Annotated in this window: 11 protein-coding genes; 5 read left to right on the top strand and 6 right to left on the bottom strand. The window is 69.2% G+C overall.

The annotated features are described in order from the left end of the window. The first annotated feature begins 193 nt into the window (after nucleotides 1-193). The 3 genes from FBZ88_RS11480 to FBZ88_RS11490 all read left to right on the top strand — a co-directional run bounded on the left by FBZ88_RS11480 (nucleotide 194) and on the right by FBZ88_RS11490 (nucleotide 3057). Entirely contained in the window at nucleotides 194-1078 is an 885-nt protein-coding gene (locus FBZ88_RS11480; RefSeq protein ID WP_145616962.1) for a DUF4349 domain-containing protein, read from the top strand. A 47-nt stretch (nucleotides 1079-1125) separates the two neighbouring features. Then, nucleotides 1126-2076 carry a beta-galactosidase gene (locus FBZ88_RS11485; protein WP_145616963.1) on the top strand — a complete coding sequence of 317 codons (951 nt, stop codon included), beginning with the start codon at nucleotides 1126-1128 and terminating at the stop codon, nucleotides 2074-2076. Nucleotides 2077-2172: 96 nt separating this feature from the next. Further along, complete coding sequence (locus tag FBZ88_RS11490) at nucleotides 2173-3057, top strand: DUF4349 domain-containing protein (RefSeq protein WP_145616964.1); 885 nt, start codon at nucleotides 2173-2175, stop codon at nucleotides 3055-3057. Here the strand turns inward: FBZ88_RS11490 and FBZ88_RS11495 are convergent. From FBZ88_RS11495 to FBZ88_RS11515, 5 genes are all read right to left on the bottom strand, one after another. Beyond that, nucleotides 3054-3803 (bottom strand): SDR family oxidoreductase, encoded by a 750-nt coding sequence (locus tag FBZ88_RS11495; protein ID WP_145616965.1) that lies wholly within the window; start codon nucleotides 3801-3803, stop codon nucleotides 3054-3056. The two genes, FBZ88_RS11490 and FBZ88_RS11495, sit on opposite strands and share 4 nt — an antisense overlap. A 9-nt stretch (nucleotides 3804-3812) precedes the next feature. Continuing rightward, nucleotides 3813-4532: a histidine phosphatase family protein gene (locus FBZ88_RS11500; RefSeq protein ID WP_145616966.1), complete on the bottom strand. Its 720-nt coding sequence runs from the start codon at nucleotides 4530-4532 to the stop codon at nucleotides 3813-3815. A gap of 4 nt (nucleotides 4533-4536) precedes the next feature. Next, a complete protein-coding gene (locus tag FBZ88_RS11505) occupies nucleotides 4537-5664 on the bottom strand; it encodes a phosphotransferase family protein (RefSeq protein ID WP_145616968.1) in 1128 nt (375 codons plus the stop codon). Beyond that, nucleotides 5661-6551 (bottom strand): SDR family oxidoreductase, encoded by an 891-nt coding sequence (locus FBZ88_RS11510; RefSeq protein ID WP_145616969.1) that lies wholly within the window; start codon nucleotides 6549-6551, stop codon nucleotides 5661-5663. Before FBZ88_RS11510 ends, FBZ88_RS11505 begins: the two co-directional genes overlap by 4 nt. 158 nt (nucleotides 6552-6709) lie before the next feature. Then, on the bottom strand, nucleotides 6710-7948 hold the full coding sequence (locus FBZ88_RS11515) for an acyl-CoA dehydrogenase family protein (RefSeq protein WP_145616970.1): 1239 nt from the start codon (nucleotides 7946-7948) through the stop codon (nucleotides 6710-6712). Nucleotides 7949-8027: 79 nt separating this feature from the next. Here FBZ88_RS11515 and FBZ88_RS31320 point away from each other — a divergent pair, with 79 nt between their 5' ends. Next, entirely contained in the window at nucleotides 8028-8981 is a 954-nt protein-coding gene (locus FBZ88_RS31320) for a LysR family transcriptional regulator (RefSeq protein WP_145616971.1), read from the top strand. A gap of 31 nt (nucleotides 8982-9012) precedes the next feature. Continuing rightward, nucleotides 9013-9999, top strand: a complete 987-nt coding sequence (locus tag FBZ88_RS11525; protein ID WP_186464340.1) for a tetratricopeptide repeat protein — start codon at nucleotides 9013-9015, stop codon at nucleotides 9997-9999. A 29-nt stretch (nucleotides 10000-10028) separates the two neighbouring features. Here the strand turns inward: FBZ88_RS11525 and FBZ88_RS11530 are convergent, their stop codons facing one another. Then, on the bottom strand, nucleotides 10029-11609 hold the full coding sequence (locus FBZ88_RS11530) for a hypothetical protein (RefSeq protein ID WP_145616973.1): 1581 nt from the start codon (nucleotides 11607-11609) through the stop codon (nucleotides 10029-10031). Nucleotides 11610-11648: the final 39 nt, after the last annotated feature.

Raw genomic sequence — 11648 nt, forward strand, 5'->3', positions numbered from 1 at the left:
ATCCCCGCCCTGTCAATGGTCCCCGCCATGTGGCGGAAAAAACATGACCAGATGGACAGGATTTGTCACAACTATTGAATATTTGTTTCCGCGAACCCTTTGGTATTCCTGGTTGTATTCAGCCGAAAGGCCCGATACCGTTTCGTATTAACGCCGCGTTTCAGCGCGGGCGGCCTTCCGAGGGGATGGGGACATGGGACGGACGGGATGGAGTCTGGCGGTCGCGGCGGCGGCCCTGCTGGCGCTGGGCGGGTGCAAAAAGAAGGAAGAGATCGTCTACGATACCTATCATGGACCAGTCGCGACGGGCATTGCCCCGATGGAGACGCCGATTGAAGCCGCACCCCCACCCCCATCGTCATCCGGGGCAATAGCGGCCCATACCTATATCGCCGTCAGCCACGCCTTCACCCTGAAGCTACCGGCCGCGGCGGTGGAGGCGACGCAACAGCGCCATCTCGACACCTGCGCCAAACTCAACTGCGTCGTGCTCAAAACCATTCTAGAGCATGGCCCGGACGGCATGATCCTGGCGACCACGGAGTTGCGACTGCCGCCACAGGCAGTGGAGGCGTTCACCAAGGACTTGAGCGCCCCACCGGCGGAAGTGACCGCCCATTCCCGCACAGCGGAAGACAAGACGTTGGCGGTCCTGGATGTGGACAAGCGCCTGGAGACCAAAAGCGCGCTGCGGGAGCGGCTGACCACCCTGCTGCGCGGCACGACCTCGAAAAGCGTCCATGACCTGCTGGAACTGGAACAGCAGATCGCCCAGGTCCAGGGCGACATCGAAAGCACCACCGCTCAGCGCGATCACCTGCGCACGATCACCGACACCGTCGAGATCACCATCAATTATAATGGGGAAGCGCCGGCGAAGCCCCTGAAGGAGGGCCTGAACTGGGCGCCCATCCAGGATGCCATCAAGGAATTTGGCCAAACCCTGATCGGCTCGGTCGCGACCCTGGTGGACTTTGTCGCCATCGTCCTGCCCTGGCTGCCCCTGGTGGTGCTGGCCGCCTGGCTGCTGCGCCGCTTCGCCCGGCGGCTGAGGCAGCGCAAGGCGACGGTGACCTGAGAAAGCGGCACCGCAGGTGATACCTGCCCGCGCCCGTATCACCCGCCATGACCCGCCTGATCCTCAGCCTTCTCGCCCTCCTGCTGTTCAGCCTGCCCGCATGGGCGGCGGCACCCCGCACCTTCCTCTACATGCCGGCCGACGCGCTGGAGCGGCACGATGCCGTCCTGCGCCGGCCGGAGGTGGAGGGGGTGCAACTGGTCTATTCCTGGAAAAGCCTGGAACCGGCGCGGGGCCAATACGACTTCGGCGCCATCGACGCGGCGCTGGCGCGGCTAGAACCGCTGGGCAAGAAGCTGGTCATCCAGGTGCAGGACCGCTTCTTCACGCCCAAGGCGCGCCACCTGCCGGACTATCTGCTGACGGACCCCGCCTATGGCGGCGGGCTGGTGGCGCAGGTCGACCGGCCGGGCCAGGGCAAGCCCGTTGCCCAGGGCTGGGTGGCGGCCCAGTGGAACCCGGCGCTCCGTGCCCGCTACCAGGCCCTGCTGGCCGCACTGGCCGCGCGCTTCGACGGCCGGGTGCTGGCCATCACCCTGCCGGAAACGGCCGCCGACATCGATCCCAGACAGCCCAACGCCGGCTTCAGCTGCGACGCCTATGTCGACGCCACGCTGGACAACCTGGCCGCCGCCCGCCGGGCCTTTACCCGGTCCCGGGTGGTGCAATACGTGAACTTCTGGCCCTGCGAATGGGGGGACGACCACCACTACATGTCCCGCCTGTTCGCCTTCGCCGCCGCCAACGGCGTGGGCCTGGGCGGGCCGGACATCGTCCCCGGCCGCAAGGCCCAGATGGCCAACGCCTACCCCTTCTTCAACCGCTACAAGGGCCGGCTGCCCCTGGTGGCCATGGCGGTGCAGGAACCCACCCTGACCTACACCGACCCTAAAACCGGCAAGCCCTTCACCAAGGACGCGGTGGTGGAGTACGCGGAGCGTTATCTGGGCGTGGACATCATCTTCTGGACGCCCGCCGCCCCCTGGTTGCGGCCCTGAGCCGATCGTGGCGACAAAGCCACGATTCCTCCGCACATCCGCCACCCTTGGTTTTTAACCTGCGCGCCTCACACAATTTGCCGATGGGGATCGCGAATGATGGGGTATGCCCGCAGGCCCAGCCTGCCACTGGTCCTGGCCGCCTGCCTGGCCGCCGCCGCCTGTGGCAAGGCGCCGGAAAAAAAGGAAATGGCGACGGTGGCCCGGCCGACGGGGCCCATTCCCGGGGCGAAAGAGGATTTCGTCACCTCTTTCGGCATGGCGCCGCAGGGGCTGGACGCCATGAAGCCGAAATACGTGGCCGTCAGCCACAGCTATACCCTGCATCTGCCGGCCGACGCGGTGGAGGCGGCACAGCGGCGCGACCTGGACGCCTGCGCCAAGCTGGGGTGCCAGATTCTCGAGTCCCAGTTGAACCGCAACGGGTATCGGGGCCAGATCAACGCCCACACCAGCCTGCGCCTGCCGCCGGCGGCCTTGGCCCCCTTCACCGCCAGCCTGGCGGCCCCGCCGGCGGAGATCGCCGCCCATTCCGAAACCAGCGAGGACAAGACGCTGGCCGTGCTGGATGTCGACAAACGCTTGGAGACCAAGATCGCCCTGCGCGAGCGGCTGACCACCCTGCTGCGGGAGACCAGCACCAAGAACGTCGGCGACCTGCTGAACGTGGAACACACCCTGGCCCAGGTGCAGGGCGACATCGAAAGCGCCACCGCCCAGCGCGACTACCTGCGCACCCAGACGGAGATGGTGAAGGTCGACATCCGGTACGAAGGCATCCAGCCGGATGAGCCCAAACCCAACGGTGTGGACTGGCGCCCGCTGAAAGCCGCCGCCAAGGACTTCGCCGACATCCTGGTGGACTCGTTGGCCAACGTCATGACCTTCACCGCCCGCATCCTGCCTTGGATGCCGCTGGCGGCTCTGGCCGGCTGGCTGCTGCGCCTGGTCTGGCGCCGCTGGCGACGCAAGGCCGCCTAAGCCAGCTTGGCCACCAGCGACAGGGGCAGCAGCCTCATGATCGGCGCCATGTAGGCCCAGGGCCAGGCGGGGACGTAGGCCTTGGCCGGTTCCCGCTCGATGGCCTTCACCAGCAGGCGGCTGCCCACATCGCCGGGAATGGCGAAGGGCAGGCGCTTGGCGCCCTCGTTCAGTTCGGTGCGGATGTAGCCGGGCAGGATGCTGCTGACCCGGATGGGGCTGCGCAGCAGGTCGGCCTGGATGCCCTCTGTCAGGGCGGCCAAGCCGGCCTTGGTGGCGGCGTAGGTGGTCATATGCTTGGGCAGGCCACGCAGCGCGCTCATGGAAGAGATGACCACCAGATGGCCTTCGTTCCGGGTCCGGAATATCTCAAGTGCCGCCTCGCACTGTGCCAGGGCCGCCACGAAGTTGGTCTGGGCCGTGGCCAGGTTGTCGGCGAAGTGCCCGGTGCCGATGCGCCGGCCGGAACCGATGCCAGCGTTGACGATGATGCGGTCCAGCCCACCCATTTCGGTATCGAAAGCACGGAAGGTCTCGAACACCGCCGCATGGTCGGTGACGTCCAGCGGGCGGATGGATACCCGGATGCCGGGGTGGGCCCGCAGCAGCTCGTCCCGCAGCGCCTCCAGCCTGTCGGTGCGGCGGGCGCACAGGGCGAGGTCGCGGCCCAGGGCGGCGAATTCCCGGGCCATGCCCAGGCCCAAGCCGGAGCTGGCGCCGGTGATGAGGATGGTCTTGGCCGGCATCTCGGTTCCTCAGCGATATGTCAGCAGGCCGTCCGGCCCGTCCAGGCCCGCCTGCTCGTTCAGGCTGGACAGCGACCAGCCCGCCCCCACCCGGCCCGCGGCCTTGGATGAGGCCAGCAGCTTGGTGACGCCGCCGTTGACCAGGGCCCAGTGCACGTGCCGGGCGCCGGCATCATCCAAACCCAGCACCGCCTGCACCGCCGCCATGATGGGCCCGCCGGAGGTGAAGACCAGGACGGTGTTGCCCGCCTGGGCGCCCGCTTGCGCCGCCCGGGCCAAGCCGGCCAGCACACGGTTACGGAACACCGGCCAGCATTCGGTGTAGTCGCCATCGTGCTGGCCGCCCATCCAGCGGGCCACCGCCTCGGCGAACAGGGCCTGGTAGGCACGCCGGGGATCGGGCGCGGTGGCCAGTTCCGCCCTGAGCGCGGCGGCGTCAGCCAAATCGGGACGATGGCAGGCGACCACGTCGGCCGGGTCGTACTCATTCAGGTCGGGATCGATGGCCAGGGCCACGCCGCCCCGGCCCATGGCCTCAAGGCAGGCGGCGGCGGTGTCGCGGTGACGGTTCAGGCTGCCGCTGACGGCGACGATGTCCGCCGCCCCCAACCGGGCGCCCAGCTGCCGGCCCACCACCCGGCCCTGGGCGATGCCCAGCGCCGACAGCCGGTCGTAATCGTCCGCCCCGAAGGAGGCCTGGCCATGACGGATGAGGTGCAGCGCCACCATGGGATCAGCGCCCCGCCAGGCGCAGGATGCGGCGGCAACGCCAGTCCAGGTAGGTCACCAGCAGCCAGAAGCGCTTGAAGGCCGGGTTGCGGGTCTGGCGGTGGTGGTAGCGGTAATAGATCTGCTGGGCGATGACGGCCAGGCGAAACAGGCCGAACACCTCATAAAAGGTCCAGTCCACCGCCTTCGCGTCCAGCCGGTCGCCCATGGCCGCCAGGTAGTGCGCCACCACCTGGTCCCGCGTCAGCATTCCCGGCAGGTGGGTGGGCTGGCGGCGGATGGAACGCATGAAGAAATCGTCGTCCGCCTGCACCCAGTAGGCGAGCGCCCCGCCCAGATCCATCAGCGGGTCGCCGATGGTGGCCATTTCCCAATCCAGCACGCCGATGACATGGGTGGGATCGGCCGCGTCCAGCACCAGATTGTCGAAACGCCAGTCGTTATGGATGACGCACGCGGCGCTGTCCGCCGGCGTGTTGGCCGCCAGCCAGGCCCGCACCTTGGCGAAGGAGGGCACGTTCCAGGTGCGCGCCTTCTGGTAGCGGCCGGACCACCCCTCCACCTGGCGGCGGCAATAGCCGTCGCCCTTGCCCAGGGCCGAAAGGCCGGCGGCCTCCGGATCCACGCGATGCAGGGCCACCAGCTTGTCCACCATGGCCAGGCACAGGCGGCGCACCGCGTCCGGCCCCAGGTCCAGGCCGCGCGGCAGATTGGCCCGGGGGATTATTCCGGCGATGCGTTCCATGACATAGAAGTCGGCGCCGATGACCCGTTCGTCCTGGCACAGCCCCACCATGGTGGGCACCCAGGGAAAGACGGGCTTCAGCGCCTGCTGCACACGGAATTCACGCGCCATGTCATGGGCGGACTTGGCCTTGGTGCCGGCGGGCGGCCGGCGCAGGATGAAGTCGCCCTCCATCCCGTCTTCGCCATAGGCCAGGCGATAGGTCCAGTTGCTGGCCCCGCCTGAATATTGCGTCACGGCCGGCAGGCCCCGCAGGTCCGGCCGCCGTTCCTTCAGCCAGCGGTCGACCACCGCGACGTCCAGATCCTCGCCCGGCCGAACCGGGCCCGCCCGGTCGGTCACGGGACGGGGCGAGGCCTCCCCCGCCGCCACGGACGCCGCCGTCATCCGCGCGACCCGGTCGAGGGGGCCGCCGGCTGCTGGGGCTCGCCGGCGGCGGTGCGCGACGGTCTTGCCATGCTGCGCGCCCGCTTGTCGATCATGGCCACGTACCAGGCGCGCGGCATCAGCCGCTTCATCAGCCAGAAGCGGCGGCCCTCCTTGTGCGGCAACAGATGGCAGCGGCCCGCGGCCACACCCTGGTAGACATATTCCGCCACGTCGTCGGCCGTGATGCCGGGGCGGTTCAGCAGCTTGTCCACCCGGGCCCGCAGGCGGGGGTCGGTGGTCCGCAGGCTGCTGGCCAGGTTGGTCTTGAAGAAGGACGGGCAGATGACGCTGACGCCGATGCCGCTGGGCGCCAGTTCGTGCTGCAGCGTCTCGGAAAGGGAGACCACCGCCGCCTTGGTGGCGTTGTAGGCGCTCATCGTCGGCATATCGAGCAGGCCGGCCATGGAGGCGGTGTTCACGAAATAGCCGTGGCCCTGCGCCTTGAACATGGGCGTGAAGGCCCTGCAGCCCCGCACCACGCCCATCAGGTTGATGTCGATGATCCAGCGCCAATCATCCAGCGGCGTGTCGTCGATGTTGCCGGCCTGGGCCACGCCGGCGTTGTTGACGACGATGTCGACCCCGCCCCAGCGCTGGGTCAGGGCCTGGGCGGCCGCGTCCAGCGCCGCGTCATCGCGCACGTCGCAGGGGATGGAAAAGGCATCGGGAGCGATGGCCGACAGTTCCGCCACCGCCGCCGCCATGGCGTCGGGGTTGATGTCGCCCACGGCCACGCGCCAGCCGGCGCGGGCGTAGCGCTTGCCCAGCGCCAGGCCCAGGCCGCTGGCCCCGCCGGTGATGAAGATACGCCCGCCCTGAGGCCCCGTCTTCGGCGTGATACCCATCCCCTCAACCCTCCCTTATTTTCATTGGCCTTTAAAAGGCCCCTCAATCGCCGGGCGCGGCCGTCCGGCCGCTAGGCTTCCTCGTTTTCCGGTCCGCTCCGCTGCCCCGAAAACTCCGGCGGCCGCGGTCGCGGCCTACACCGGCAGGAGCTGGCGGCTCATGCCGGTGCTTTCTTGTAGCCGCGCTTGGCCAGCTCGATACGGGCGATCATGGCCTTGTGCACCTCATCCGGTCCATCGGCCAGGCGCAGGGACCGCGCCTGGGCGTAGAAGCCGGCCAGCGGCGTGTCGCCCGACACGCCGGCGCCGCCATGCATCTGGATGGCATCGTCCACCACTCGTTCCAGCACGCTGGGCGCCACCACCTTGATGGCGGAAATCTCGGTCAGGGCCGCCTGGGTCCCCACCTTGTCCATCTTCCAGGCGGCATAGAGGGTCAGCAGACGGGCCTGGTCGATGGCCACGCGGGCCTCCGCCACGCGTTCGCGGTTGCCGCCCAGATCGATCAAGGGGCGGCCGAAGGCGGTGCGGCTGGTGCCCCGGCGGATCATGAGGTCCAGCGCCGCCTCGGCCGCGCCCAGGCAGCGCATGCAGTGGTGGATGCGGCCGGGGCCCAGGCGCCCCTGCGCGATCTCGAACCCCATGCCGGGGCCGGCGATCAGGTTGGATGCGGGCACGCGCACCCGGTCGAACACCACCTCGCCATGGCCGTGGGGGGCGTCCCAGGCGCCGAAGACGGGCAGCATGCGTTCGATGCGTACGCCCGGCGCGTCCAGGGGCACCAGCACCATGGAATGCTGGTGATGGCGGTCGCGGCTCTCATCCGGCGTGCGGGCCATGACGATGGCAATGCGGGCGCGGGGATCGCCGATGCCGCTGGACCACCATTTGCGCCCCGTGACCACCACCTCGTCCCCCTCGACCACCGCCGTCGCCGCCATGTTGGTGGCGTCGGAGGAGGCCACCTCCGGCTCGGTCATGCTGAAGACGCTGCGGATTTCCCCGGCCAGCAGCGGTTTCAGCCACTGTTCCTGCTGCTCCTTGCTGCCGTAGCGCCACAGCACCTCCATATTGCCGGTGTCGGGGGCGTTGCAGTTGAACACCTCCGGTGCCATCAGGCTGTGGCCCGTGGCCTCGGCGATAGGGGCGTATTCCAGGGTGCTGAGACCGGCGCCCAATTCCGCGTCGGGCAGAAACATGTTCCACAGGCCCTCGGCCTTGGCCCGGGCCTTCAGCTCTTCCATCTTGGGTGGCACGCGCCAGGCGGTCCAGTCGGGACCGTCATGGGCGGCCACGTCGCGCCAGTACTGCGCCTCCACCGGGGCGATGTGGTCGGCGATGAAGCGGCGGACACGATCCAGATAGTCCTGGCCGCGGGCGCTGGGCTGGAAGTCCATCGGCGTTCTCTCCCTTTTGTTGAGGGGAGTGTAGCGCCGGATTGACATGAACGGATGGGAAGTTTATGCGCGATATACCATGAATAATGTTCATGATATTCGCCTGCTTTCGCGGCTGGACCTGAACCTGCTGCGGGTGTTCGACGCCGTCTACCGGGCGCGTAGCTTGACGCGGGCGGCGGATGAGCTGGCGCTGTCGCAATCGGCCGTCAGCCATGCCCTGGCCCGCCTGCGCGACCAGCTGGGCCCGCACTTGGGCGCAGGTGATGAGCCCCTATTCCCCCGCGATGGCCGGGGCGTGGCGCCCTCCGCCCTGGCCCGCCGCCTGGCCCCTCGGGTGCGCGAGGCGCTGGCGGCCCTGGGTCGGGCCCTGGCCGACGCCCAGGATTTCCAGCCGGACCGCGACCTGCGCCAGGCCGTCATCGCCATGCCGGAGGCGGTAGAACCCGCCCTGCTGCCGGCCATGATGGCCCGCCTGCGCCGGCACCTGGCGGAGGGATCCAGCCCCCGGCTGGACAGCGTGCGGCTGGACCGGGCCACCATGAAGGCCGACCTGGCACGGGGCCGCATGGACCTGGCGGTGGACGTGACCCTGGCGCCCGATCCCGACCTGCGCCACCTGCCGCTGTTGAGCGACGACTACTGCCTGGTCGCGGCCGCGGGCCATGCCCCTGTTGATCTGGAGGGGTATATGGCGGCGGCGCACATCGCCGTCTCCTCCCGCCGCAGCGGTCCGGCGGTAGAGGACTACGCCCTGTTGCGCCTGGGCATACAGCGGAAAATTTCGCTGCGCTGCCAACGGTATGAGACCGCCTGCCGCGTGGTAGCGGAAGCGGGCCTGAAAGGCGGCGGCTTACTGCTGACCATGGGTCGCCATCACAGCCAGCCGCTGGTGGACGGCAGCCGGGGAACCCTGGTAACCCTGCCCCTGCCACTGGACATGCCGCCATTGGCGTTTAATCTCTACTGGCATCGCGCCAGTGACGATGACCCCGCCAACCGCTGGCTGCGCGACGTTCTGCGCCCGACCTGACGGGCCCCATTTTCGGCCAAGGACTGACCCCATGCCGCGATTCCTGCCCCAAGCCGCCCACCACGTCTCGAAACTGGCCCTGCCCCTGGCCATTGCCGCCCTGCTGGCGTTCGGCGGGGGCGCCAGGCCGGCCTGGGCCGACAACGCGTCCGACCTGGCCATGGCGCGCCTGGCCATGGCCAGGCACGATTACGCCGGGGCCCTGCCCACGCTGACCCAGCTGGCGAACCAGGGCGACGCCGGTGCCATGGTGGAGCTGACCAAGATTTACGGCCAGGGCCTGGGCGTGACGGTGGACCAGGACAAGGCGCTGGCCTATCTGCGCCAGGCGGCGGAGAAGGGCAACGCCCAGGCCCAGGTGGGGCTGGCCGTGCTGTACGACCAGGGCAGCAACGGCCTGCCCAAGGACCCGGCGGAGGCCGCGCGCCTGTACAAGCTGGCGGCCGAGCAGGGCAACGCCCGCGGCCAAGTCAGCCTGGGCTGGCATTACGAGAACGGCAGCGGGGTACCCAAGAACGTGGCCGAGGCGGTGCGCCTCTATACCCTGGGCGCCCGCCAGGGCGACCCCGCCGGCCAGACCAACCTGGGCTGGATGTATCAGAACGGCACCGGCGTGCCCCCCAACCCAACGGAGGCGGCGCGCCTATACAAGCAGGCGGCCAACCAGGGCTTCGTCCGCGCCCAGGGCCAGATGGGGGCCATCTACCTGGCCGGCGTGGGCGTCACCAAGGACCCGGTGGAGGCCGCGCGCTGGAACATGATGGCGGCCGAACGCGGTTGGGTTCCCGCCCAGTTCGCCCTGGGCTTCCAATACCGCCAGGGCGAGGGTGTCGCCCGCGACGACGCCCAGGCGCTGCACTGGCTGCGCAAGGCGGCGGACGGCGGCGAACAGGGCGCCATAGCCCTGCTGGCGCAGATGTACGAGAACGGCGACGGCGCGCCCAAGGACCCGGCGGAGGCGCGGCGCCTTTGGGCCAAGCTGCCCCCCGATCGGCGGCCGGGCGCCAAGGCGAAGTAAGTCTCCTTCCCTTTCCAGGGTTGTGCCTTCTATGAGGGCGGCTGCCGGGAATTGGCCAGTAGATCGCCGCGCGACATGCGCACGATGTGTTCCGGCGTTTCCGTCCAACCGCCGATCAGGTCGCCGGCAATGAAATCGGCGCCCACGCGGTCCACCAGCCCCTCCATCTCCACCGAGTCCACGCCCTCGACATAGAGTTTCAGGCGATGGCGCCGGGCCTCGGCCGCCACCAGGCCCAGGTCGGTCGCCACCCGTTCCGGGCTGGGCCGCTCCGCCCCGGGGTGATCAGTGGCCGTCCTGTCCCCGGCGCCGGGCAGCATGACGCCCACGCCCTTGACCCCCGCCGCGGCCAGCGTGGCCATGTCCTGGCGCCCCAGGGCCACGCCCACCATCAGGTTGCGTCCGAAGGGGCGCAAGGCGGTGACGAAGTCCGCCAACCGCCCGGTGGGTGTGCCCTCGGGCAGGCCCACCAGATGATAGGTCAGGAAGGGGATGAGATGGGCCGGGATGCGGCTGGCCAGCGCCACGTAAGACCGACGGCGCTGCAACCCGGCCAGCGTCTCGTAATGCACCGGCAGGGAAAGGAAGAAGCGGAAGCGGTTGTCGTAGAGTTCCAGGTAGGCGGCGATGGCCTGGCGCATCGCTTCCTCATCCAGGTCCAGGATGGCGTTCAGGGTTTCGGCCGACAAGGTCGCACCAACCGCCGCCTGGGGGATCGAGTCATAACCATAGACCGCCTGACCGCCCCGGCGCATGCGCCGCCCCCGGGTGATATAAAGACATAGCGCCTGGTGGTTGGCGTCCCAGACGGGGCGGTAGACGATTTCCAGCGGTCCAAGTTGACCATGCGCCGCCCAAGCGGCCGTGACCTCGCCCTGGCGGAAGCCCGCCGCACCGCCGCCCGCCCGGCCGCCCTGGCTGGGCAGGGGCATCCAGCCGGGGGCGCCGGCAACGCCGGCCGCGCCCTGGATAAGGGTACCGCCCGCGTCGCGGCCCGGTACACCGTGCAAATCGGTCCAGCCGGGCGCAGCCTTTCCCGACGCCGCCGCCTCATCCTCCCGCCCCTTGGCCACGGCCTCGGCGCGGGCAGTGCCGGCCAACAGGTCCGCCAGGCGATGGGGTTTCAGCACCAGGTCGCCTGTCACCTGGCGCACGGCGGTGCGCACCACGATCGTGGCGGTGTCGGCGTCGCCCAGAAGCAGGCGCTGCAGGTCCTGCAGCACGCGGGCGCACAGCAAGCCGGCCGCGCGCTCGTCCATCTGGGCGAAGACCACCAGGTAAGTGTCGGGGCCATAGGGAAAAACCACGTCGCCGGGGCCCAGCGACTGGTTCAGCAGGCGTTCGGTCAACTGGTGTACGCGGTCGCGTACCGAGGGCCAGCGGGACCCGAGCTTTTCCTTCAGGCTTTCCAGGCCCAGAAGCTGGACGGTTCCGGCACTGACCCGCGCCTGATGCTCCAGGATGGCGCCCAGCCTGTCCTGGATATCATCCGGGCCCGCGTCGGGCGTGATGGGCTCGACGGCACCGGGACGGGCGGTACGGGCAGGTGCCGCCGGCTGCTCACCCTCGCCCAGCCACCAGGTCGCGATTTTGTTGATCAGATTTGGCATGCCGTCGCCAACACTCCCGTTCGCACAGCGCCGAATGGC

It is taken from the genome of Nitrospirillum bahiense (genome assembly GCF_007828025.1).
Classification (GTDB): domain Bacteria; phylum Pseudomonadota; class Alphaproteobacteria; order Azospirillales; family Azospirillaceae; genus Nitrospirillum; species Nitrospirillum amazonense.